This window comes from Mycobacterium sp. ST-F2 (assembly GCF_001905655.1).
GTDB lineage: Bacteria > Actinomycetota > Actinomycetes > Mycobacteriales > Mycobacteriaceae > Mycobacterium.
Map to the genome: position 1 here is coordinate 63613 of NZ_JMHT01000037.1, position 24268 is coordinate 87880.

The window sequence follows — 24268 nt, forward strand, 5'->3', positions numbered from 1 at the left end:
CACCGCCCGTGACAGTGAGGCCCAGCGAGTCGTCATGCACCGGGCCGATGGCAAGCCCATCAATGTCCTGGTGGTCGACGACGAGCCGGTTCTGGCCGAGCTCGTCTCCATGGCCCTGCGCTATGAGGGCTGGGATATCGCCACCGCCGGCGACGGCGCCTCCGCGATCGCGCTGGCCAAGGACAACCCGCCCGATGTGGTCGTGCTGGATGTGATGCTGCCCGACATGAGCGGCCTCGACGTGCTGCGCAAGTTGCGCGAACAGATTCCCGGCCTGCCGCTGCTACTGCTGACTGCCAAAGATTCGGTCGAAGACCGCATCGCCGGACTGACCGCGGGCGGCGACGACTACGTCACCAAGCCGTTCAGCATCGAGGAAGTGGTGCTGCGGCTGCGGGCGCTGCTGCGGCGTACGGGCGTCGCCAACGAAGTCGGTGGGGCACAGATCGTCGTCGGTGACCTGGTGCTCGACGAGGACAGTCACGAGGTGACGCGGGCCGGCGAACAGATCACGCTGACCGCCACCGAATTCGAACTGCTGCGGTACATGATGCGCAACTCGAAGCGGGTGCTGAGCAAGGCGCAGATTCTCGACCGGGTGTGGAGCTACGACTTCGGTGGCCGCTCCAACATCGTCGAGCTGTACGTGTCCTACCTGCGCAAGAAGATCGACAGCGGACGCGAACCCATGATCCACACCCTGCGCGGCGCCGGATATGTCCTCAGACCTGCCCGCTGACGCCCGCACCCGGTTCCCGCTGCCGCGGACCTGGTCGCTGCGGGTCCGGCTGCTCGTCACCCAGGTGCTGCTGTTGGCATTGGTCATCATCGGCGTCGGCGCGGCGACCGAGTTTGCGCTGCAACGCTTCCTGCTGCACCAACTGGACGACCAGGTGCTGGAGGCGGGCCGGCGCTCGGCCGCCATCTTCGAACTGCCGCCACCGCCCATGGCCCCGCCACTGACAGGTGGGGTACCCCGGCCGGCCATGGATCCGCATTTCCGCATGCGCTTTGACCCCGAGGCCGGTCCCGGTCCCGGGTTCCTCAACGCGCCCGGACAAGCCGTCGGCACCATCGGAGCAGTGGTGTTCCGGGGGCAGGTCGACGCCGGTGTCATCACCTCGGAGGGCAGTCGCGACTCGGTGAGCACCGCCGCCACAGCGCAATTGGCGCAGGTGCCGCCGGATCGCAAGATTCGCACCATGGACATCGACGGGCTGGGCACCTACCGCGTCATCGGCCTGCATCCCCGCCACGGCGGACCACAGACCATCGTCACCGGCCTGCCCACCAGACATGTCGACAACACCCTGCTGTGGGTGCTCGGCATGTTCTGCGCGGTGGGGGCCTTGGCCCTGATCGGGGCGACGGTGGTGGGGGTGTGGATCATCCGGCGCCAACTCGCCCCGCTGTCAAGGGTTTCCGCGGCGGCGCGCGACGTCGCCGACCGTGAACTGGACCGCGGCGAGGTGCAGTTGCCGACGGAGATCGTGCACGTCGACCCCGACGCCGCGCACACCGAGGTGGGCCAGTTGGGTACAGCGCTGAACCGCATGCTGGACCGCATTGCCGGCGCGCTTGCGGCCCGTCATGCCAGTGAGACGCGGGTGCGCCAGTTCGTGGCCGACGCCAGTCATGAACTGCGGACGCCGCTCGCGGCGATCCGGGGCTATACCGAACTGGCGCAACGCAAGAGCGACGAGCTGCCCGCCGATGTCGCGCACGCCATGAACCGCGTCGAATCCGAGACGGCACGAATGACCCGCCTCGTCGAGGACATGCTGCTGCTGGCCCGGCTCGATGCCGGCCGGCCGCTGGAGATGGAGGCCGTCGACCTGTCGCAATTGGTGGTCGATGCCGTCAGCGACGCCCACGTCGCCGGGCCGGACCACGATTGGTCACTGGATCTGCCCGACGAACCGGTCACCGTCGAGGGTGACCCGGCACGGCTGCACCAGGTGCTGGTGAACCTGTTGGCGAATGCGCGGACGCACACGCCGGCCGGCACGGCGGTGACCATCGCGCTGTCGTCGGATCCGGACGCCACGGTGATCAGCGTCGCCGACGACGGCCCGGGCATTCCAAAGACGTTGCAGCCCGAGGTGTTCGAGCGGTTCGCCCGTGGTGACTCGTCGCGGTCCCGGCAGGCCGGCAGCACCGGATTGGGGCTGGCCATCGTCGCCGCTGTGGTGAAGGCGCACGGCGGCACCATCAGTGTCGACAGTCGGCCCGGCGCGACGGTCTTCACGGTGCGCCTGCCCGCGGGACCGGCGGCTCCGGCCTCACAGCCACCGCACAGCGTCGCCTCGACGTCCGCCTAACCTGCCTGCCCACAATCAGACCGGTGATTCGCGTACTGTGCCGCCGTCCGATCGGCGAGCAACTCCGGCTCGGTTTCCTGCTGGCGGGGACCGCTGTGCTGTATCTGTGGAACCTGTCGGTCAATGGTTGGGCCAACAGCTTCTATTCAGCGGCGGCACAGGCCGGGGCCAGCGACTGGACCGCAATGTTGTTCGGCGCCAGCGACTCCGGCAACGCCATCACCGTCGACAAGACCCCCGGTGCGCTGTGGGTGATGGATCTCTCGGTACGGCTTTTCGGGCTGAGCTCCTGGAGCATCCTGGTCCCGCAGGCACTGATGGGAGTGGCCGCGGTGGCGGTGCTCTATGCCGCAGTGCGCCGCGCGACCGGACCTGCCGCCGCCCTGTTGGCCGGGACGCTGTTCGCGTTGACGCCGGTGGCCACGTTGATGTTCCGCTTCAACAACCCCGATGCGCTGCTGGTTCTGCTGTTGGTGGTGAGTGCCTACTGCGTGCAACGCGCCTGCGAAAAGGACGCGGGCCGTTGGTGGTTGGTCGCCGCGGGGGTGGCCGCCGGCTTCGCGTTCCTGGCCAAGATGCTGCAGGCGTTCCTGGTGCTGCCGGCCTTCGCGGCCGCATACCTGGTGGCGGGGCCGGGTTCTCGGCGCAACCGACTGTGGCGCCTGCTCGGCGGCACCGTGGCGATGGTCGTCGCGGGCGGCTGGTACCTGGCGCTGGTCGAACTGTGGCCTGCCGAGTCGCGCCCGTATGTCGGCGGATCGCAACATGATTCGATCGTCGAACTGGCGCTGGGCTACAACGGCGTGGGCAGGCTGAACGGGAACGAACCCGGTGGTCTGGGCAACCCGAATTTCGACGTCGGCTGGGATCGACTGATCGGCGCGAGCATGGGCAGTTACGCCGGCTGGCTGCTGCCGGCCGCGCTGATCTGTCTGGCCGTGGGACTGGTGCTCACCCGGCGCGCCCCGCGCACGGATGCGACCCGGGCCGCCCTGATCATCTGGGGTGGGTGGCTCGTGTTCACCGGTTCCGTGTTCAGCTTCGCGAACGGCATCGTGCATCAGTACTACACGGTCGCGCTGGCGCCGGCCATCGGGGCGTGCGTGGGTATCGGTTCGGTTCTGTTGTGGCGCAACCGCACTGCGTGGCAGGCCCGGCTGACCATGGCAGGCGCCGTGGTGGCGACGGCGACCACGGCTGCGATACTGCTGGGCCGCGCTGACGTGACCTGGTTACGGACCTCGGTGCTGATTGTCGGCGCCGTCGCGGTTCTGCTGCTGCTGGCGCCGCCTCGATTCAGCCCCGCACGCCTGGCGGTGGCCACGGCGGTCCTGGTGTGCCTGGCCGCTCCCGCGGCGTATTCGATTGCCACCGCGGGTGTTTCGCATACCGGGGCCATGCCGTCGGTGAGCGGGCCCGGTGGACGCAGTTCCGGCTGGGGTCCGCAGCCTCCCGGGCACATCAAGGCCCGAGGCCCCGCCGGTGGACCGGGCGGTGCGATGGGCGCACCGCCGCAAGGTTTCCGGCCCGGCGGCGGGCTGCTCGATTCGCCGGTGCCGGGCGCTGCCCTGACGACACTGCTCGGCACCGATGCCGCGCACTACCGCTGGACGGCCGCCGTCGTCGGCTCCAACAACGCCGCCGGCTACCAGCTGGCGGCCCGCGTCCCGGTGATGGCCGTCGGCGGCTTCAACGGCACCGATCCCGCGCCCACGTTGGCGCAGTTCCAGCAGTACGTCGCCGCGGGCCAGATCCACTACTTCATCGAAGGCGACGTCAACATGGGCTGGGGACGCCACGGTCAGGACGGTTCCAAGCAGGAATCGCGCCAGATCGCCGGATGGGTCCGCGAGCACTTCACCGCCACCACCGTCGACAACACCGTCGTCTACGACCTGACCCAGCCTCGTTGATCCCGCGGTGCGGGTGCTCCGTTCTCGCACTTCTACGCCCGGGCTGCGGAGTCAACGGCAGCGCCAAACACATAGCTTGCCCATAGCTTCAGCCCATGGCCGGCTAAAGGAACCAACCAAAAATCGGTGTCATGACAAACCTGGTCGAGCGTGACGCCGAGCAACGCTTCAGCACCCGCCCCAACGCTGCCCTCGCCGCGCGCGCAGCCGGCGTACCGGTGCTGGATGTCGTGGTCCCGGTCTACAACGAGCAGGTCGCCCTGCCCGGCTCGATCCGCCGCCTGCATCGGCACCTCGAGGAGCACTTCCCGTACCCGGTGCAGATCACCATCGCCGACAACGCCAGTGTCGACGACACCCCGCGCGTCGCCGCCGAACTGGCTGCCGAGCTGGCCAACGTCCGCGTCCTGCACCTCGACCTCAAGGGCCGGGGCCGTGCGCTGCATGCGGCGTGGTCGACTTCCCCCTCGCCAGTGCTGGTCTACATGGACGTCGACCTGTCCACCGACCTGGCCGCTCTCGGCCCGCTGGTGGCGCCGCTGATCTCCGGCCACTCCGATCTGGCGATCGGCACCCGGCTGGCCCGCGCCTCCCGCGTGGTGCGGGGACCGAAGCGCGAGTTCATCTCCCGCTGCTACAACCTGATCCTGCGCGGCGCGCTCGCGGCCAAGTTCTCCGACGCCCAATGCGGTTTCAAGGCCATCCGGGCCGACGTGGCCCAGGCGCTGCTGCCGCTCGTCGAGGACACCGGCTGGTTCTTCGACACCGAACTGCTGGTGCTGGCCGAGCGCACCGGGCTGCGCATCCACGAGGTGCCGGTGGACTGGGTCGACGGCCCCGACAGCCGGGTCGACATCATCGCGACCGCCACCGCCGACCTCAAGGGTGTGGGCCGGCTGCTGCGCGGCTTCGCCAACGGCTCCATTCCAGTGAACACCATTGCCGCCCAATTGGTTTCGTCGACCAAGTCCGCGGCGCCCGGGTCACTGCTGCGGCAGGTCGTCCGGTTCGGCACCATCGGCGTCGCGTCGACCCTGGCCTACCTGTTGCTGTTCATGATGATGCACGCGGCGCTCGGCGCACAGACGGCCAACCTCGTCGCACTGCTGCTCACCGCCGTCGTCAACACTGCGGCCAACCGGCGCTTCACCTTTGGCGTCAGAGGCGGCGGTGCTGCCAGTGCGACACGACACCAGTTCGAAGGGCTGATCGTCTTCGGCATTGCCCTGGCGATCACCAGCGGCGCCCTGGCGGGGCTGCACGTGTTCGTCCCGCGGGCCCACCACCTCGTCGAGCTGAGCGTGCTGGTGGCCGCCAACCTGGTCGCAACCGCGGTGCGGTTCGTGCTGCTGCGTGGTTGGGTGTTCCATCCCAAGCGCACGAATTGACCTGGATACCAACCGCTTCCGAGGAGAGCCAATCGTGATCGCCACCGCTCCCACCGTCGCTCATTTGCCGAAACCCCGTCGGCGCTCAGCAGTCTGGGCCCGCCCGGCATGGGAGCGATCCGCGCTGCTGACGCTGCTGGCCGGGACGGCGGTGCTGTACGTGTGGGCACTCGGCTCGTCGGGCTGGGCCAATTCCTATTACGCTGCCGCGGCCCAGGCCGGTACCCAGAACTGGGAAGCGTTGCTGTTCGGCTCATTCGACGCCGGCAACGCGATCACGGTCGACAAGCCGCCGGCCGCCCTGTGGCTGATGGGTCTGTCGGGCCGACTCTTCGGATTCAGCGCGTTCAGCATGCTGCTGCCGCAGGCCCTCATGGGTGCGGCGTCGGTCGGGATGCTGTACGCGACGGTCCGCCGCACCAGCGGGGCAGCCGCCGGACTACTGGCCGGCCTGGTGCTGGCAGTGACTCCCGTTGCGGCCCTGATGTTCCGGTTCAACAACCCCGATGCGCTGCTGGTGCTGCTGCTGATCAGTGCGGCCTACTGCACGGTGCGGGCCATCCAGTGCACCGACTTCTCGGTGTCCGCCCGATGGATGGCGCTGACCGGCGCCATCGTCGGCTTCGCCTTCCTGACCAAGATGCTGCAGGCCTTCCTGCCGGTGCCGGGACTGGCGGTGGCCTTCCTGGTAGCCGCACCGTTCGGACTGGGGCGCCGCATCAGTGCGCTGCTGATATCCGCTGTGGCCCTGGTGATTTCGGCGGGGTGGTACATCGCGCTGGTCAGCTTGTGGCCCGCCGACGCCCGCCCGTACATCGCCGGGTCCACCGACAACAGCCTGCTGCAACTGGCGTTGGGCTACAACGGTATCGAGCGCATCACCGGCGGTGACCGTCCCGCCGGTGGTCCCGGACCCGGCGGCGGCATGCGCGACAACCTGTTCTTCGGTGGGCACGCCGGCATCACCCGGCTGTTCGGCCCGTCGATGGGTGTCGAGGTGTCGTGGCTGTTGCCGGTGGCGTTGATCGGGCTGGTGCTGCTGTTGTGGGCCACTCGCCGCGCGCCCCGTACCGACCTGGTTCGCGCCGGGGTATTGCTCTGGGGTGGTTGGCTTTTGGTGACCGGCGCGGTGTTCAGCTTCATGGACGGCACGGTGCACCCGTACTACAACGTCGCGCTGGCGCCGGCGGTCGCCGCGTTGGCCGGCATGACGGTCGCCCATCTGTGGCAACGTCGGGACAAGCTCTCGGCGCGCCTGACCCTCGCGCTGCTCCTCGTCGTCACGGCCGGCTGGGCGTTCACACTGCTGTCTCGCACCCCGGACTGGATGCCCGCCCTGCGCTGGGTCATCGCGGTGGTGGCGGTCCTGGCAGCAGTGGCCATCATGGTGGCCAAGCAGCGTTCGGGACGGCTCACGGCCGTCGTCGCCGGTATCGCGATCGCCGCGGCCCTGGCTGGGTCGGCGTCGTTCACGCTGTACAACGTGGCGGCGGTCCACAGCAGCGGCCCCGGCTCGATGTCCGGTCCGCCGCGGCCCGGCGGCGACTCCTGGCCGGGTGGTCGCCCGGGTGGCCCCCACCGTGACGGTCCCAATGCCGAACTCGAGAACCTGATCCGTGGCACCAACAACCGTTGGGCCGCAGCGACGGTCGGGTCCTTCCAGGCCGGCGATCTGGAGTTGAGCACCGGCAAGTCGTTGATGGCGATCGGCGGATTCTCCGGCGGCGACAACGCGCCGACCCTGACGCAGTTCCAGCAGTACGTGGAAGACGGCCAGATCCACTACTTCATCGCCGGCGACCACAAGGGCCCCGGCGGCGGCCCTCGGCGTGACCGCGGGAGTGCCGCGGAGATCACCGCATGGGTGACGGGGCATTTCGCCAAGCTCGACGTCGGTGGCACGACGGTCTACGACCTCGAGGCGCCCCACTGATCGGAGCACGCGTCTATGCCTCGGATTGCAGTCACATGGTGACTGCAATCCGAGGCATAACCTCTCATTGGCCTCGATACCGTGTCCGCGATCAGCCGATCTTGTAGGTACCCACGGCCTTGGCCACCGGGTCGCCGCCCGGGGTTCCGATCTCGACTTCGCAGTGCACCAAGGACTTTCCGCGGTGCAGCACGCGGCCGACGGCGATCAGGTCGGTTGAGCGGGCCGGCGCCAGGTATTGGACCGACATCGAGATCGTCACGCCGCGAAGCGATTCCGGCGCCTGTTCCGTTGACCACGCCGCGGTCATGACGGTGACGTCGGCCAGCGTCGCGATCGCGCCGCCGTGCACCATGTCGGCGAGTGTGGTGTTGGACGGGTCCCACGGCATCCGCAACCGGACCTCGGGGGCGTCGAGACCTTCGGCGACGATGCCCAGCTTGGCGACAAGTGGGGACTGAGGGATGAACTGCGCCATGACCTCGGCGCCGGTGTGGGGGCTCATGACATCGAAGTCTGCGCCGCGCGGGTAGTCGGTTCAATTACCTGGCAGGTAGTGATGGCTGCTTGGCATGAAATGAGGGCCGACGCCGCTAATTGCGGCGGGCCGCTTCTTGTGCAAGCTGGACACGCGACGAGTACCCGAGTTTGGCGTAGATATGGCTGAGATGTGTTTCGACGGTGCGCGGTGACACGAACAGCCTGACGCCGATGTCCTTGTTGCCCAAGCCCTCGCTGACCAGCCGTGCGACGTCGAGTTCAGTCGGGGTGAGAGCGGCCCAGCCAGTGGGTGGTCGTTTGCGTTCGCCGCGCCCACGGCGTGCGTAGCTGATGGCCTCTTCGGTCGTCAGTGCCGTCCCCTCGTCCCACGCCGCGTCGAAGTCGTGCTGTCCCATGGCATTTCGGATGGTATTCAGGAGCGTTTCGTGGTCCGCTTGGTAGATTTCATACCGCACCTCGCCCGTGCGCTGCCGGATGCCCTGTGCTGCTCCGAGGAGGCGGGCTGCTTCGGCGTAACTCTGGTCTGTCGACGCCATCTGAGCCAGGAACTCCAGAACGGCCGGCAAGCCGATCTGCACCCGCGTCTCCGTCGCACGGACGAGGGCTTCGTGCGCGTCACGTTCGGCCGCTTCCCGGTCGCCTTGAGCGAGCGCGACGCGGGCGCGTGCGGTGACCGCCCACATGCCGAAGTATCCGGTCATGGCGGCTACGCCTTCGTCGGCAAAATAGGTCGCTTTGGCGATGTCACCTGCGGCAAGCGCGGCCTCGGCCCGAAAACTCATGTTGGCCCGGGTGAATGAAACGTCCGGGATCCGGCTGTAGCCCCTCTCGAACGAATGCTCCGCAGATGCGATGTCACCGGCAGCAAGGTGTGCCACTCCCAAGGACAGGTCGCCCAGGCCATCGATAATGGGCCCGAGTTCAGCGCCGGATTCCGCAACCGCTTCCGAGACCGTCAGCGACTCGGCCCACCTGCCCAACCAGCCCAGGACGGGGCTCAGTACGAGGAGGCCGTTGAACTTGGACAGCGGGTCGCCAGTCGTATCGGCGTCAGCGATGAATTCTCGCAACGTGACTTCTGCTGCGCGCAGGTCGCCCAGCATGGCTGTCGACCCGCCCAGTCCCCAGGCCCGACACATGCCAGAGGCAAAGCGGTCGCCGATCGCGTCGGCCAGGATGCGGCCCTCGGTGGCTGCCGTACGTGCGCCGACGGCGTCGCCCGTCATCGCGGCCCCATATGCCTGAAAGCCCAAGAGCTGGCTCAGTCGCCATTTGTCTCCCAGCTGTCTGGCCAGCTCGATGGCCTCGGTGAAGAACGTCGCGACCTGTTCGGCGTCGAGGGCCGCGGTGGCGAAGCACGCTGTCAGGGTGCGGACCAACAGCGCCGGGTCGTCGACCCTGCGCGCGATCGCCAGCGCCTCGGCAGCTTGCTCGCGCCGCTCCGGCACGCCCAACCAGCCGTCGAACAGCGCACCGTCGGCGAGCGCCCGCGCCAGCACCGCGGGCCCGACGTCGCCGCCGCTCGATTTCAGTTCGGTCAGCGCATCGTCGATCCAACCCAGCCCTTCGCGCAGTCGGCCGCGGGTGAGCCAGAGCGGCTGCAGCGTCGACGCGATCTGCAGGGCTCTCGCGATGTCACCGCTTTCACGACTCCAGGCGAACGCCGCACGGAGGTTGTCGATTTCGGCTTCGGCTTCGTCGACCAGCTGTTGGTGCCCGGTGGCGGCCGGGGCGTCGAGCCGGGCCGCCAGTCCGGTGTAGTAATCGCAGTGGCGGACCCGGACGTCGTCGGCTTCACCCGACTCGCCCAGTTTCTCCAGGGCGTACTGGCGCACCGTTTCCAGCAGTCGGTACCGCGTGCGGCCGCCGCCACCGTCGGCCACCACCAGTGACTTGTCCACCAACAGCGCGAGCTGATCGAAGACCTGGTAGCGCTCGGCCTCGGTGACGGCGGCGACGGCACGCGCGGCCGCGAGGTCGAAGCCGCCGAGGAAAGGGGCGAGCCGGCGGAACAGGATTCGCTCGGACTCGGTCAGCAGTGCATGCGACCAGTCCACCGATGCGCGCAGGGTCTGCTGGCGCCGGACCGCGGTGCGGCGTCCACCCGTCAACAGGCGGAAACGGTCGTGCAGGCTGCTCACGATCTCGTCGAGGGACAATGCCCGCACCCGGGCCGCGGCCAATTCGATGGCCAGCGGCATGCCGTCGAGCCGAGCGCAGATTTCGCTGACGGTGTGAATATCGTTGTCGTTCAAGGTGAAATCGGCACGTGCGCGGTGGGCGCGGTCAATGAACAAAGCGATGGCGTCGTCGTCCAGCGACATCGACGGCACTCGCCAGGTGACTTCACCCGCGACACCGATCGGCTCGCGGCTGGTTGCCAAGAGCGTCAGACCGGGGCAGTTGCTCAGCAGCGTGGTGATCAGCGCGGCAGTGGAATCCACAAGGTGCTCACAGTTGTCCAGCAGCACCAACATGTGGCGATGCCCGATCGATCGGACGAGCGTGTCGACGGTGGAGCGGCCGGGCTGGTCCACCAGCGCCAGCGCCGTCGCCACGGCGCCCGGCACCAGATCGCCGTCGGCGATCGACGCCAGATCGACGTACCAGACTCCGTCGGCGAAATCGGCCGCCAGTTGGCCCGCGACTTGAATGGCTAGTCGGGTCTTACCAGCGCCGCCGGTAGCGGTCAGCGTGACCAACCGGTTGCCGACGACATTGATCCGTACGTCCTCGATCTCGGCGCCACGCCCGATGAAACTGGTCAGTTGTACCGGGAGTCGTTCGGCCGCAGGGGGATTCCCGGTGCGCAACGGTGGAAATTCATTGCGGATCTCCGGGTGACACAGTTGTGCCACCCGTTCGGGACGCGTCACCCCGCGCAGTTCGTACTTACCGAGATCGGCCAGCCAGGCACCGTCGGGGAGTGCTTCGGCCACCAGGTCCTCGGTGGTGCCGGAGAGCACGGTCTGGCCGCCGTGGGCGAGATCGCGGATTCGCGCGGCCCGGTTGATCGCCGGTCCGATGTAGTTGGCGGCGTCGCGCAGCTGCACTTCCCCGGTGTGTAGCCCGATGCGCAAGCGGATCGGGGCAAGCGCCGTCTTCTGGAGGGCGAGAGCGCACGCCACTGCTTCGGTCGCGCGGGCGAACGCGACCACGAAGCTGTCGCCTTCACCCTGCTCGACAGGTCGTACCCCGCCGTGAGCGGCAAGCAGTTCGGCAAGCGTGTGGTCGAGGAGCTGAACCGCTGCGGTCATCTGTTCCGGCTGGGCCTCCCACAACCGGGTCGAGTCCTCGACATCGGCGAGGAGCAGCGTGACCGTGCCGGTTGGTAGATCGCTCACGCCCAACTCGCTCCCGCTGACCGGCGGCATGCCCGCGCGTAGATCCGATTCGGTCATGCTAGCCAGCATCCGGGTCCCGGAAACGGGAAACATCAGGGAAAGCACGTAGCAGATACGTGGATCCCCTGATGTTCACTGACGTGCTCAAACCACATAGTCGAGGAGATAGAACACCGACCCGGGAGCGCCGCCATGACCGCTGTTGCCGAACGAAGCAGCTGCCCCAATGTCTTCGAGGCCGGCTTGCCGACCATCGACTACGGGCAGGCTCACCATCCCGACGATGTGCACGCCATTCTGCGCGCGGCTCGCGAGCAGGCTCCGATCGCGATCGGGCCCTACGGGCCGGAACTGCTGACCTACGACCTCGTGCATGCGGTGCTGCGCGATGCACGCTTCGTAATGCCGCCGGGAATGTTCCTTGTGGCACAAGGCATCACGTCGGGTCCGGTATGGGATCACGTGGTCTCCAACATCATCAGCCTCGACGGCGAGCCGCATCTGCGGCTGCGTCGCTTGGTATGTAAGGCATTCACGCCACGAGCGACGGCGCGTATGCACGCCACCATCACCGACATCATCACCGGGTTGGTCGAGCGCCAGCTGACCCGCGGGCACTGCGATGTCGTCACCGACATCGCACGGCAATACCCGATCCCGGTGATCTGCGCGATGCTCGGTGCACCACCGGAGGACTGGGAGTTGTTCTCGGACTGGACCGACGACATCCTGAAGGCCTACAGCTGGGGTGCCGCTGACAATCTTCCGGTGATCCAGCGTGCCTGGGAGGCGATGGATGCCTACATCGACGACATGGTGGCCCAGCGCCGGCGGTGTCTGACCGACGACCTCATCTCCGAACTTATCCGCGCCGAGGACGACGGAGACCGCCTGAACGCCGGCGAGCTGCGAATGCTCGTCGCTGCGATGCTCACCGGCGGTACCGATACGACGCGTCATCAACTGAGCGCATCGGTCCACACGCTGTGCGATCACCCGGACCAGTGGACGTTGCTCGGCAGCCATCCGGAGTTGGCCGACGGCGCGGTTGAGGAACTCATCCGGCACTCACCGATGACGTTCGTGACCTTGCGCGCCGCGGTCGAGGACGTCGTACTCGCGGGCGTGGAAATCCCGGCCGGCACATTGATCGTGATCAACACCGGCGCGGCCAATCGCGATCCCGCCGTATTCGACGATCCGGACCGTCTCGATATCCGCCGGCAGGGCGCGCCACCGATTCAGACGTTCGGGGGAGGGGTGCACTACTGCCTGGGTGCGCATCTGGCGCGACTGGAATTGACCGAGGCGCTGAGAGTCATGACACAGCGGTGGCCACATGCCCGCCGCACTGGTCCTGCTCCGTGGAATCCGGTGAATGAACTGGGCGGGCCGACGACGCTGCCGATCGAGTTCGGACCGGAGTCGGGGGTGGGTCATGCCGAGTGACCCGTTTCAGATGGTGATGGTTCAGGGCTACCGGGTGAAGCTCGCCGTGTGACAAGCCACCCTGGCCTCTGACCCAACACACTTCCGGAACGCGATATCACCGGCGATATCGCGTTCCGCGAAGTGTGTGCAGAGACACCGACTGGTGCTCATGTGGTTCGTGTGACGCGGCTGCCAATGTCGCCGGCGTCCCGGTGAGTCGGACGCCCTGCGCGAAACCATTGACACTCCCGGCCGACCACCGTAAATTCCGACTATGGTTCTTAACTTGACCAGTTCTACCAACTTTACGGGGAAATGATGACCGTCACTCCCGACGCCGCGGAGGCGTCCAAGGTGGACCAGCGGGCCGCCAAATACGAATTGAGCCATCTGCGATCGTTGGAGGCCGAGGCCATCCACATCATCCGCGAGGTCGCCGCGGAGTTCGAGCGGCCCGTGCTGCTGTTCTCCGGTGGCAAGGACTCCATCGTGATGCTGCACCTGGCCATCAAGGCGTTCGCGCCGGGCCGCCTGCCGTTCCCCGTCATGCACGTCGATACGGGCCACAACTTCGAAGAGGTCATCGCCACCCGCGACGCCTTGGTGGAGAAGTACAACCTGCGCCTGGTCGTGGCCAGCGTGCAGGAGGACATCGACGCCGGCCGTGTCGTCGACAACGGTCCGTCGCGCAACCCGCTGCAGACCGTCTCGCTGCTGCGCGGCATCCGGGAGAACAAGTTCGACGCCGCCTTCGGTGGCGCCCGCCGCGACGAGGAGAAGGCCCGAGCCAAGGAGCGCGTCTACAGCTTCCGCGACGAGTTCGGTCAGTGGGACCCCAAGAACCAGCGCCCCGAGCTGTGGAACCTGTACAACGGCCGGCACCGCAAGGGCGAGCACATCCGCGTCTTCCCGCTGTCGAACTGGACCGAGTACGACATCTGGGCGTACATCGGCGCCGAGGAGATCGCGCTGCCGAGCATCTACTACGCGCACGAGCGTCAGGTCTTCGAGCGCGACGGCATGCTGCTCGCGGTGCACGAGTACCTCAAGCCGAACGACGACGAGCCGGTGATCACCAAGACCGTCCGGTTCCGCACCGTCGGCGACGTCACCTGCACCGGCTGCGTCGAGTCGGAGGCTTCGACCGTCGAGGAAGTCATCGCCGAGACCGCGGTGTCCCGACTGACCGAGCGCGGCGCGACCCGCGCAGACGACCGGATTTCTGAGGCCGGCATGGAAGACCGCAAGCGGGAAGGCTACTTCTGATGAGCGCTCGCGCGAAGAAGGGAATGCAAAGCTAATGGCAACCTTGTTGCGTATCGCCACTGCCGGTTCGGTGGACGACGGAAAGTCCACGCTGATCGGCCGGCTGCTCTATGACAGCAAGGCCGTCATGGAGGACCAGCTGGCCGCCGTCGAGCGCACCTCCAAGGAACGCGGCCACGGCTACACCGACCTCGCTCTGGTCACCGACGGCCTGCGCGCCGAGCGCGAACAGGGCATCACCATCGATGTCGCATACCGCTACTTCGCCACGGCCAAACGGAAATTCATCATCGCCGACACGCCGGGCCACATCCAGTACACCCGGAACATGGTCACCGGCACCTCGACGGCGCAGCTGGCCATCGTGCTGGTCGACGCCCGCCACGGCCTCTTGGAGCAGTCGCGCCGGCACGCCTTCCTGGCGTCGCTGCTGGGCATCCAGCACATCGTGCTGGCGGTCAACAAGATGGACCTGATCGATTGGGACCGTGAGCGTTTCGAGAAGATTCGCGATGACTTCCACGAGTTCGTGGCCCGCCTGGACATCCAGGATGTCACCACCATCCCGCTGTCGGCGCTGGCCGGCGACAACGTGGTGACCAAGTCGGACAAGACACCGTGGTACGAGGGTCCGTCGCTGCTGAGCCACCTCGAAGAGGTGTACATCGCCGGTGACCGCAACCTGAAGGACGTCCGCTTCCCGGTGCAGTACGTCATCCGGCCGCAGACTCACGAGCACGCCGACCACCGCAGCTACGCGGGCACCATCGCCAGCGGCGTCATGCGCCCCGGCGACGAAATCGTCGTCCTCCCAGCAGGAAAGACCAGCACCATCACCGCCATCGATGGACCGACAGGTCCGGTCGAGGAGGCGTTCGCGCCGATGGCGGTGTCGGTCAGCCTGGCCGACGACATCGACATCTCGCGTGGCGACATGATCGCCCGTGTGCACAACCAGCCGCACACCACGCAGGAATTCGACGCCACCGTGTGCTGGATGTCCGACGACGCGAGCCTCGAGCCGGGCCGGGACTACATCATCAAGCACACCACCCGCACCACGCGGGCCCGGGTTTCGGACCTGGACTACCGCTTGGACGTCAACACCCTGCACCGCGACAAGAGCGCAACGGCGTTGAAGCTCAACGAACTTGGCCGCGTCACGCTGCGTACGCAGCAGCCGCTGCTGCTCGACGAGTACTCGCGCAACTCGGTGACGGGGTCGTTCATCCTGATCGACCCGGACACCAATGGCACCGTCGCCGCGGGCATGGTGCGCGAGACGACGCCGGCCGCCGGCCGGGCCGCCACCCCGAACGCCGTGCGGCACGCCAACCTCGTCACCGCCGAGGACCGGCTGTCCAAGGGCAGCACGGTGTGGTTCACCGGCCTGTCCGGCTCGGGCAAGTCGTCGGTGGCCATGCTGGTGGAGCGCAAGCTGCTCGAATTGGGCCGTCCCGCATACGTTCTCGACGGCGACAACCTACGCCACGGGCTGAACGCTGACCTGGGCTTCTCCATGGCAGACCGCTCGGAGAACCTGCGCCGCCTGGCTCACATCGCCACGCTGCTGGCCGATTCGGGTCAGATCGTGCTGGTGCCTGCGATCAGCCCGTTGGAAGAGCACCGCGAGCTGGCCCGAAAGGTCCACACCGACCAGGGATTCGAGTTCTTCGAGGTGTTCATGGACACCCCGTTGGCTGACTGCGAGGCCCGCGATCCCAAGGGTCTGTACGCCAAGGCGCGTGCCGGTGAGATCACGCACTTCACCGGTATCGACAGCCCGTACCAGCGGCCGAAGAACCCGGATCTGCAGCTGTCGCCGGAGGACCTGGACGCCCAGGCGCAGCGCGTCGTCGACATGCTGGTGGCCCAGCGATGATGGATCACGAGGTGGCCGAGCGGCTGGCCACCCGCGCGGGTGACCTGCTCCTGGATGTGCGGGCCGAGTTCGCCACGGCCGACGCTTCCGAGCGGAAAGCCGCGGGGGACAAGCGCGCTCACGAGTTCTTGATGACGGAGCTCGCGCGGTTGCGTCCCAATGACGCGGTGCTCTCCGAGGAGGCGACGGAGGAGGAGCGGGCCAACAGCGCCCGCCTGACGTCCGACCGGGTGTGGATCGTCGACCCGCTCGACGGCACGCGCGAGTTCTCCGAGCTTGACCGGGAGGACTGGGCCGTGCACGTGGCGCTGTGGGAGTCCGGCGAGTTGGTCGCCGGCGCCGTGGCGCTGCCCGCGCAGAACACCACGCTGCACACGCCCGCCGTGGCCGCGCCCCGCCCGGTCGACGGCCCGCCGCGCATCGTGGTGTCCCGCACCCGGCCGCCGGCCATCGCCCTCGCGGTGCGTGACGCCCTCGACGGCGTTCTGGTCGAAATGGGTTCGGCGGGAGCCAAAGTCGCGGCCGTGATCCAGGGCCGGGCCGACGTCTACGTCCACGCCGGTGGTCAGTTCGAGTGGGACTCCGCCGCGCCGGTCGCGGTGGCCCGTGCCGCCGGACTGCACACCTCACGCATCGACGGCTCGCCGCTGGTCTACAACCGCGAGGACCCGAAGCTGCCCGACCTGGTGGTGTGCCGGCCGGAACTGGCTGAGCGGGTACTGGCGATCACTGCCACGCAGTAGCTTTCGCGAAATCGACGAAATGGCTGTGGGAACTTACGCTCCCGCAGCCATTTCGCGTATCTCGGCGACCTAGCTCGGCACGGCAGCCAGGTCCGGCGTCCGGGATTTCGCCGGTGCGATGGTGCGGACCGCGACGATGCACCCGATGGCAATCACAAAGCACAAGACCGTGTACCACAGGCTGCCGATCGGATCCCCGTGTGCGGTAACGTCGTTGACTGCTCCGAAGTAGGCGGGCAACGCACTGAGCCAGAGCGCCGCCATGACCACCAGGTAGGCGACGGCGTAACCGATCAACCACGGCGGGCTGACGTAGCGCGGCTCGGTTGGGCTGGCGACGGTGCCACGTAGTCGGCGCCACTGGGAGACGAGCGCCCAGATCGCCACGGCGCACACCGCCACGAGTTCGGCCGCGTAGGCGATGCCGCCTGCGGTGCTGCTGCCGGTCACGCCGCCGATGACGGTTGCGGGCAATGGCAGGATCGCGGTTCCCAGCGAAGCCAACACCCCGGCCACCACTGTGCGCCAAACGATTTCGAATCCGGTGAAGCGGCGGCCCCGATCCGCGTGCCGGCCCACGAAGAACTGCACGCAGAGCGCCAGCGACATTGGCCACAGCGCGGCGAAGACGACCACGCTGGGCAGCGGTACGGAGTCGAACATCGGCTGGTTCATCGGGTTGTGCACCGACCATTCCCACCACCGCAGCTGCGGGCCCAGATGGTCGAAGATCTCGTAGAACGCGTGGTGGACGAATCCGACGCACACTGCCCCGACCAGGGTGCCGTAGCGCCGGAAAACCCCTAGGCTGCGGACGATTTCGAACGCGACCGTCGCCATCATCGGGTAGATCGCGACGATGTACAGCGGTAGTCGGCCCCACAGGAAGTCCACCGTGAACACGTTGTGCGCGAACATGGTGTCGACGCGGTCGGCGATGCCGAAGGCCGCCGGAAAGTACAGCGGCGGCTCGATGATCAGCAGGTAGGCCACCGCGCCGAACCACAGTGCGATGTTGGTGGCGTCACCGTGGCGACGCAGCCGGATGATCGCGTAGACCAGGGTCAGCACCGCGCCGGTGATCACCGTCAGCTCGAGGACCGGCAGGGTCCAGTTCTCCAGCTGCAGGGGATTGCGGACCTCGAGTAGGCCGCCGGCCGTCTGGCAGGAAAAGCCAAGGCGCCCGGCAAGATCGGCGAACGTCGGGGAACACAGGTCAGACATGGGCGCTCTGCTTTCCGGCGGTGTACCAGTGGGTGACGTCGTAGCCGGCGTCGTAGCGTTCGAACCATTCGGCCGCGAGAGCGGGCAGCTTCTCGTGCTCCGGGTTGTGGCCCGGAATCTGGCTGCGGACGATGCCCGAGAGGGCCACCAACTGCTCGCGGACCGGCAGGTCGTGGAACGCGCTGGTGAACGGCCCGAAGTCCGGGATTCGGCCCAGCCGCTTGAGGATCGTGTTCTTGCGGCGCTCGAGCGCGAACGCCGACAGTGCGTCGACCTTGCGGACCTCCAGCGGCAGATGCTTGTTGAATCCGTTGCACGCCATCCGCACGCAATCCATCACGTGCTTGAAGATCGACGGCGCCACCCGCATGCGATACCACGGATCGTCGACCAGGCCGTTGTAAATGATGAGCGCAGAGCTCCGGTGCTCGACCTCTTCGACGAAGTGCCACAAGAACAGTGACGCGACGCGGTCGTCGCCCGGTGCGAACAACGTGTCGTCGTGGTCGAGCATCAACTTGAAGACCGGCGTGAAGGTCGCCTCCAGGTCGGCGGTGTAGGCCAGCCGATATTTGAGGGGCTTGTTGGCGACGAGATCGTCGAACGCGGCGATCACCTCGTCGAGGGTCTCCTTGAGCTCCGGGTGCGCCTTGATGAGGCCACGCGCATGTGCCCGGTGGGCCATCGAATGTTGGCCCTCCTGACGGACGAAGGCATCGGCCTCTTCAGCGATCACCGGGTCGGTCAGCAGCGGCTTGGCCTCGGACATGGTGCTGACGATCATCTTCTCGAACGCAATTGCCAAGAAGGACACGGCATTTGCCATTGCGGAGAACGCGGGGTTGGTCTCGTTCCAGAGGAACGGCACGGGGTGGTCGGCGAAAGCGAACCGCATCTTGCGGACCTGTAGATCGGTCACGTGGGCACCTCGATCAGTAATCATACAAATAATGTCGCTTGTGTATGGTTACAGTGTTGCCCCGATCCGTCAATGCCTGCGATGGCATGCGCCGTGTACCGTCCGGCGCATGGCACGCAAACGTCGCGGTTGGGGTGGGGAGCCGCCCGCCGATGACGACGAGGCGACCGAGCGCATCGTGGCCGCCGCTGTCGAGCTGCTGTCCAGTACGGGCACCGCGATCACCATTGCCGATGTCGCCGAATCCCTCGGCGTCATCCGGCAGACGGTCTACCGGTACTTCCCGACGGCCGACGATCTGATGCGCGCTGCCGCCATTGCATCGGTCGACGGATTCCTGGACCAGCTCAGCGAGCACGTGCGGGGGATTCACAGCCCCGCCGATGCGATGACCGAAGGTGTGCTCTACACGCTCGACGCGGTGACCCGGACGCCACACCTGGGCATCCTGATGTCGGCGCCGTACGCCGGCACGCACAGCAGTGACATGGCCTCCGCCGAGGCGCAGGACTTCGGCATGCAGATGATCACCCGATTCGACGTCGACTGGGCCCGTTACGGATACGACGACGCGGCACTGCGCGACCTGGTCGAGTTCACGCTGCGCATCATGCTGTCGTACTTCCTCGCGCCGGCCGGCGACGGGCGTACTCCCGAGGAGTTGAGGGCGTTCATTAGGCGCTGGCTGGGCGCCGCGATTCTGGGCCAGCGGCCTGGCGGAGCCGATTGAGCCAGCAGTGGCGATAACAGCCGGTCAGGGCTAATTTGGGTTCGCATGAGCACACACGTGTCCACTCGACAGTTGATGGCCGCGGCCGGCGGCGCCGCTCTCGTTGCGATGGGCGTGCTCACCGCAGGCTGTAGCAACAACGGCGGGCAGTCGCCGTCGACGACCACCACGACGACAACAACGTCGCCGTCTGCGTCGCCGACGCCGACGCCGACCGAGAAGAGCATCAACCCCACCGGCGGCAACCTGTTCAGTCCGGGCGTCACCGCGCCGGGCGCGCCGAGTGTGGCACCCGGTCTGCATCCGGGCCTCAACGGCAACAACTGACCGTCGGCGAAAATCGGCTCCTGGAAACATCTTTGAGCCACTAGGCTCGCGTGATGACTCGCCCCACTCTGCGTGAATTGTCCAGCCTGCCTGTCGAACCGGTTCGCCTCGCGGACTCGGCCCTGGTTCTGATCGACTGCCAGAACACCTACACGCAAGGGGTGATGGAACTCGAGGGCGTGCAGGCCGCACTCGATGAGACCGCCGCACTGCTCGACCGTGCCCGCACAGCAGGCATTCCCGTCATCCACATCCAGCACGACGACGGGCCGGGCTCGCTGTACGACATCGGCGGCGACAGCGGCGCGATCGTCGACCGGGTGGCGCCGCGCGGCGACGAGCCGGTGATCGTCAAGCAGTTCCCGAACTCCTTCGTGCAGACCGATCTGGATGAGCGGCTCAAGGCGCTCGGTGCGTCGAACCTGGTGCTCGCCGGGTTCATGACGCACATGTGCGTCAACTCCACCGCCCGTGGCGCGTTCAACCTCGGGTACGCGCCGACGGTCGTGGCCGCCGCGACCGCGACCCGCACCCTGGCGGGGCCAGACGGCCAGGCGGTGCCGGCCGCTGCATTGCAGGCGGCGAGCCTCGCCGCGCTGGCCGATCTGTTCGCCGTGGTGGCTCCGAACGTCGCGAGTATTCCGGACTAATCCGGCACGGAATGGCATGATTGCCTGATGCGGATGTCGGCCAAGGCGGAGTACGCCGTCCGCGCCATGGTCGAATTGGCGGCCGCGGAGGCCGGTGTGCTGGTGAAGACCGAAGACCTGGCCAAGGCGCAGGGCATCCCCCCGCAGTTCCTGGTCGACATTCTGACCAACCTGCGGACCGACCGCCTGGTGCGCAGCCATCGCGGACGCGACGGCGGCTACGAGCTCGCCCGCCCGGCCGCGGACATCAGCATCGCCGACGTCCTGCGCTGCATCGACGGTCCGCTGGCCAGCGTCCGGGACATGGGGTTGGGCGATCTGCCGTACTCCGGGCCGACGGCCGCACTCACCGATGTGTGGCGGGCCTTGCGCGCCAGCATGCGTTCGGTACTCGAACAAACCAGCCTCGCCGACGTGGCCACCGGCAAGCTGCCCGACCACGTCAGCACGCTGGCGGGGGACTACCGGACGCAGGAAGCGCGCCGCGGCCACAGCTAGCCAAACCCACGCGAGCGGCCGTGTCTGTACGGCCATTCGCGGTGTGTCGCGGGCACTTTGCGCACCCTCACCGCTGTCGAGCGGCCGCTAACTGCCCGGCGCGCCCTAAGGCGCCGACGAGCGCGTCCGCCACGGCGAACCCGGTGGCCGACGCGATGCGCCGGGTCAGGACCAAAGGGATGGCTGCTGGATGCGCGCGCACCCCGCGCCATATCGCCGACGCCACGGCCGCCGAATTGATCTCAGTGTTGGGCAACCGACCGAAAGCGTTGCCTCGATTGCGGGGAGAGGGCGTCGAGGTGTTGGCAGACCGGGTGCTCAGCCGCCGGATCCGTACGGCTGGGTGATGATCTCCAGGTAATGTCCGCTGGGGTCCTGGAAGTAGACGCCCCGGCCACCGTCGTTGTGGTTGATCTCGCCAGGATGCTGTCCACGCGGGTCGGCCCAATGTTGCAGTCCGCGTTCGACCATCCGGCCGTAGATCGCGGTGAATTCGTCCTCGGACACCAGAAACGCGTAGTGCTGGGGAAGGACGGCGGTGCCGTCGGGCATCTGCGCGAAATCCAGGCTGACGCCGTGGTTCAGTTCGACGGCGAGGAACGGTCCGGCTTCTTGGGCGGCAGGTAAGCCGAACAGCTCGGTGAAGAAGGTCGCCGCGGCCGAGCGGTCGGTCGAGTGGACGATGGTGTGGTTGAAGGTGATGGCCATATCCCTCCGTTGTACCCGTCCGTGTACGCCGCGTCACTGCCGCGGCGTACAGCCCGGGCCTGTCATCATTGACCTATGGCGTTCGACCTGCGTGAGCTGGCAGTTCCGGTGATCGTCGCGCCCATGGCCGGCGGTCCGACGACACCCGAGTTGGCCGCTGCCGGTTCGAATGCCGGCGGTCTGGGCTTCGTCGCCGCCGGGTACCTCACGGCAGGTGCGCTGGCCGACCGCATCGCCGCCACGCGCGCGCTGACCACCGGACCGCTGGGCGTGAATCTCTTTGCCTCCCAGCCCAGTACCGCCCAGCCTGGCGAAATCGAGCGCTACACAGCCGAACTCGCCGGTGAAGTGACCCGATACGGGGCAGCGCTCGGCGACCCGAAGTTCAACGACGACGACTGGGCGGCCAAGCTCGACGTCGTCGCCGAGCTGCGACCGGAGGTCGTGTCGTTCACCTTCGGTGGACCCACCGCCGACGAGTGCGCGCGGCTGCGTCAGGCCGGCATCACCACCGTTGCGACGGTCACCACCGTCGCCGAAGCCCGGTTGGCCGTCGCGTTCGGTATCGATGCCCTCGCCGTCCAGGGGCCCGGAGCGGGTGGCCACCGCGGCACCTATGACCCCTTGGCCGCGCCCGGCACACAGCCCCTCACGGAGCTGTTGGTCGAGGTGCTCGCCGCGACGGAGCTACCGGTCGTTGCGGCCGGTGGTCTGATGACGGCCGACGACGTCGCCGCGGTGACCGCGGCCGGTGCGGTGGCCGCGCAACTCGGCACCGCATTTCTGCTTGCTGACGAATCCGGCTCGAGTGCTGTGCACCGGGCCGCGCTGGTCGACCCGCGTTTCACCGAAACTGTTGTCACCAAAGCATTCTCGGGGCGCTATGCGCGAGGGCTGCGCAACCGGTTCATCGACGAGCACGAGGCCCAGGCACCGTTGGGGTACCCGGAGGTGCACTACCTGACCAGCCCGGTACGAAAGGCGGCCGTCGCCGCCGGCGATTCGGATGGGACGAATGTGTGGGCGGGCACCGGATTCCGGAAAATCCGGACGGGGTCGGTTGCCGACATCATGGCCGGGCTCGGGTGAGCACTGTGAAAGGAGTCGGTGTGCGAACTGTCTTCGCGATCCCGTTGATGGTGGCCTGCTCCTGGCCGATCGCCGTCGCCCATGCTGACCCGGTTCAGGTACCGCGTTGTGCCAGTGCCCAATTGACGCCCAGCCTCGGCCCGCCCGATGGCGCCGCAGGGACCACGTTCTATCCGGTGATCCTGAAGAACTCCGGTAACGCCCCGTGCAGCATGTCGGGCTATCCGGCGGTGTCCTTCATCGCGGGCTCGGACAATCACCTGGTCGGCGTGGCCGCCAGTCACGATGCGGACATCATCGGCATCGTGGTGATCGAACCCGGCCAGGCCACCTCGGCGAACCTCGGCATCGTCAACGCGGGTAACTTCCCGGCGGACTGTGATGCGGTGCCCGTCAGTGGTTTACAGGTCAACCTGCCGGGGGAGACCGATCCCATCATCATCGGGCACGCCGACACCGCGTGTGCGAGTACGGCGTACCCGACGTTGCGGGTCGGTCCGTTCACCGGTGCCTGACTATCGACGTGTCGTGACGGCGACGCTGCCGTTGGGGGCGCTGGCGGTGATCTGGGCTACCGCGCGAGACGCGTCATCGGTCTGCGGAACGCGCACCCTCGCGTCATCGCCGGCCTGCGCCCGAACCAGGTACGGCCCACCGGACGGCACGGTGATGTCGACGTCCGAGTCCTGACTGGTGACGTCGATGGTGCGCGGGGCGACCTCCTTGAAGTCCACACCGATGTGGCCATCGGCAGACGTGGCGATGAAGGCGTCGGTGACGACGATCGGGTCGCGGGTCTGCACGTCGGCGCTCTGGGTGTGGAGTTCGACCCGGCGGGCGTTGCCGCCGAGCACGACCGCGCCGTCGGTGTTGTGCACGGTCAGTTGATCCAGGTTGGTCTGCGTCAGCAGCACACCGACCTGCTGGTTGGCGGTGACTGAAAGTCGGTGTGCGACATCAGGCGGCAGGGTCACGGTGATCTCTCCGGGCGGACCGAAGCTGAACAACGGGGAGGTCCCGCCGGCTACGGTCAGCCCGACTGAACTGCCGTTGCGGGTGACCTTCAGCGCCTGCTCGTCGTTCTTCGCGGTGTTGAGCAGGCGCATGCGGACCCGCGGTTCGCGGACGTTGCGGTCGCTGACGATGCGGACGGCGGCCGGTGTATCGCCGGTGTCGATGGTCAACGACTGCAGGTCGGTGGGGAGCGTCTCGGTGTCGGCGGCGACGCGCACCGAACTGAGGCCCCAGGCCAATCCGCCGAGACCCAAGGCGGCCGACGCCGTCACCACCACGGCGGCGAGTACCAGCATCGTCCGGATCGCGGACCGGCCGCCCGGCGAGAGTGGGGGTGGGCCGGACGGTGCGTCCAACGGTTCGGTATCCAGCTGCGAGGTCATGGAA

21 protein-coding genes are annotated in these 24268 nt (G+C 67.4%); 15 read left to right on the forward strand and 6 right to left on the reverse strand.

The window, feature by feature from the left end; translation table 11 throughout:
- The first annotated feature begins 34 nt into the window (after nucleotides 1-34).
- The 5 genes from EB75_RS15080 (at nucleotide 35) to EB75_RS15100 (ending at nucleotide 7555) form a co-directional block, all read left to right on the forward strand.
- Nucleotides 35-739, forward strand: coding sequence for a response regulator transcription factor (locus EB75_RS15080; RefSeq protein WP_073696180.1), 705 nt, complete (start codon nucleotides 35-37; stop codon nucleotides 737-739).
- Nucleotides 717-2321: a sensor histidine kinase gene (locus EB75_RS15085; protein WP_073696181.1), complete on the forward strand. Its 1605-nt coding sequence runs from the start codon at nucleotides 717-719 to the stop codon at nucleotides 2319-2321. The genes EB75_RS15080 and EB75_RS15085 overlap by 23 nt, the downstream gene beginning before the upstream one ends.
- 14 nt (nucleotides 2322-2335) lie before the next feature.
- Nucleotides 2336-4234, forward strand: coding sequence for a glycosyltransferase family 39 protein (locus EB75_RS15090; RefSeq protein ID WP_073696182.1), 1899 nt, complete (start codon nucleotides 2336-2338; stop codon nucleotides 4232-4234).
- A 131-nt stretch (nucleotides 4235-4365) separates the two neighbouring features.
- A complete protein-coding gene (locus EB75_RS15095) occupies nucleotides 4366-5622 on the forward strand; it encodes a bifunctional glycosyltransferase family 2/GtrA family protein (RefSeq protein WP_073696183.1) in 1257 nt (418 codons plus the stop codon).
- A 34-nt stretch (nucleotides 5623-5656) separates the two neighbouring features.
- Complete coding sequence (locus EB75_RS15100; protein WP_142239616.1) at nucleotides 5657-7555, forward strand: ArnT family glycosyltransferase; 1899 nt, start codon at nucleotides 5657-5659, stop codon at nucleotides 7553-7555.
- A 91-nt stretch (nucleotides 7556-7646) separates the two neighbouring features.
- On the opposite strand, the gene EB75_RS15105 is transcribed toward EB75_RS15100, so the two are convergent.
- Both EB75_RS15105 and EB75_RS15110 read right to left on the reverse strand, forming a co-directional pair.
- Nucleotides 7647-8060, reverse strand: a complete 414-nt coding sequence (locus EB75_RS15105) for a PaaI family thioesterase (protein WP_073696184.1) — start codon at nucleotides 8058-8060, stop codon at nucleotides 7647-7649.
- 88 nt (nucleotides 8061-8148) lie between these two features.
- Complete coding sequence (locus EB75_RS15110) at nucleotides 8149-11430, reverse strand: LuxR family transcriptional regulator (protein ID WP_073696213.1); 3282 nt, start codon at nucleotides 11428-11430, stop codon at nucleotides 8149-8151.
- 162 nt (nucleotides 11431-11592) lie between these two features.
- Between EB75_RS15110 and EB75_RS15115 the strand changes: the two genes are divergently transcribed.
- From EB75_RS15115 to EB75_RS15130, 4 genes are all read left to right on the forward strand, one after another.
- Nucleotides 11593-12849 carry a cytochrome P450 gene (locus EB75_RS15115; protein ID WP_073696185.1) on the forward strand — a complete coding sequence of 419 codons (1257 nt, stop codon included), beginning with the start codon at nucleotides 11593-11595 and terminating at the stop codon, nucleotides 12847-12849.
- Nucleotides 12850-13146: 297 nt separating this feature from the next.
- Complete coding sequence (gene cysD / locus EB75_RS15120) at nucleotides 13147-14097, forward strand: sulfate adenylyltransferase subunit CysD (protein ID WP_174557675.1); 951 nt, start codon at nucleotides 13147-13149, stop codon at nucleotides 14095-14097.
- Entirely contained in the window at nucleotides 14054-15979 is a 1926-nt protein-coding gene (gene cysN / locus EB75_RS15125) for a sulfate adenylyltransferase subunit CysN (protein WP_502689375.1), read from the forward strand. Before cysD ends, cysN begins: the two co-directional genes overlap by 44 nt.
- Nucleotides 15976-16722, forward strand: a complete 747-nt coding sequence (locus tag EB75_RS15130; RefSeq protein ID WP_073696187.1) for a 3'(2'),5'-bisphosphate nucleotidase CysQ — start codon at nucleotides 15976-15978, stop codon at nucleotides 16720-16722. The genes cysN and EB75_RS15130 overlap by 4 nt, the downstream gene beginning before the upstream one ends.
- A gap of 69 nt (nucleotides 16723-16791) precedes the next feature.
- On the opposite strand, the gene EB75_RS15135 is transcribed toward EB75_RS15130, so the two are convergent.
- Together EB75_RS15135 and EB75_RS15140 are read right to left on the reverse strand one after the other, a co-directional pair.
- Nucleotides 16792-17946 (reverse strand): hypothetical protein, encoded by a 1155-nt coding sequence (locus EB75_RS15135; protein ID WP_073696188.1) that lies wholly within the window; start codon nucleotides 17944-17946, stop codon nucleotides 16792-16794.
- Nucleotides 17939-18865 (reverse strand): metal-dependent hydrolase, encoded by a 927-nt coding sequence (locus EB75_RS15140; protein WP_073696189.1) that lies wholly within the window; start codon nucleotides 18863-18865, stop codon nucleotides 17939-17941. The genes EB75_RS15135 and EB75_RS15140 overlap by 8 nt, the downstream gene beginning before the upstream one ends.
- Before the next feature lie 109 nt (nucleotides 18866-18974).
- Here EB75_RS15140 and EB75_RS15145 point away from each other — a divergent pair, with 109 nt between their 5' ends.
- The 4 genes from EB75_RS15145 to EB75_RS15160 are packed head-to-tail and all read left to right on the forward strand — an operon-like array spanning nucleotide 18975 to nucleotide 21070.
- Nucleotides 18975-19595 (forward strand): TetR/AcrR family transcriptional regulator, encoded by a 621-nt coding sequence (locus EB75_RS15145; RefSeq protein ID WP_073696190.1) that lies wholly within the window; start codon nucleotides 18975-18977, stop codon nucleotides 19593-19595.
- A gap of 45 nt (nucleotides 19596-19640) precedes the next feature.
- A complete protein-coding gene (locus tag EB75_RS15150; RefSeq protein WP_073696191.1) occupies nucleotides 19641-19922 on the forward strand; it encodes a hypothetical protein in 282 nt (93 codons plus the stop codon).
- A 53-nt stretch (nucleotides 19923-19975) separates the two neighbouring features.
- Complete coding sequence (locus EB75_RS15155; protein ID WP_073696215.1) at nucleotides 19976-20572, forward strand: cysteine hydrolase family protein; 597 nt, start codon at nucleotides 19976-19978, stop codon at nucleotides 20570-20572.
- Nucleotides 20573-20599: 27 nt separating this feature from the next.
- Complete coding sequence (locus EB75_RS15160) at nucleotides 20600-21070, forward strand: Rrf2 family transcriptional regulator (protein ID WP_073696192.1); 471 nt, start codon at nucleotides 20600-20602, stop codon at nucleotides 21068-21070.
- Nucleotides 21071-21388: 318 nt separating this feature from the next.
- On the opposite strand, the gene EB75_RS15170 is transcribed toward EB75_RS15160, so the two are convergent.
- Entirely contained in the window at nucleotides 21389-21778 is a 390-nt protein-coding gene (locus tag EB75_RS15170; protein WP_073696194.1) for a VOC family protein, read from the reverse strand.
- Between the two features lie 75 nt (nucleotides 21779-21853).
- Here EB75_RS15170 and EB75_RS15175 point away from each other — a divergent pair, with 75 nt between their 5' ends.
- On the forward strand, nucleotides 21854-22867 hold the full coding sequence (locus EB75_RS15175) for a nitronate monooxygenase (protein WP_073696195.1): 1014 nt from the start codon (nucleotides 21854-21856) through the stop codon (nucleotides 22865-22867).
- 20 nt (nucleotides 22868-22887) lie between these two features.
- Complete coding sequence (locus tag EB75_RS15180; protein WP_142239617.1) at nucleotides 22888-23382, forward strand: DUF4232 domain-containing protein; 495 nt, start codon at nucleotides 22888-22890, stop codon at nucleotides 23380-23382.
- On the opposite strand, the gene EB75_RS15185 is transcribed toward EB75_RS15180, so the two are convergent.
- Entirely contained in the window at nucleotides 23383-24264 is an 882-nt protein-coding gene (locus EB75_RS15185; protein ID WP_073696197.1) for a DUF4097 family beta strand repeat-containing protein, read from the reverse strand.
- Nucleotides 24265-24268 lie beyond the last annotated feature (4 nt).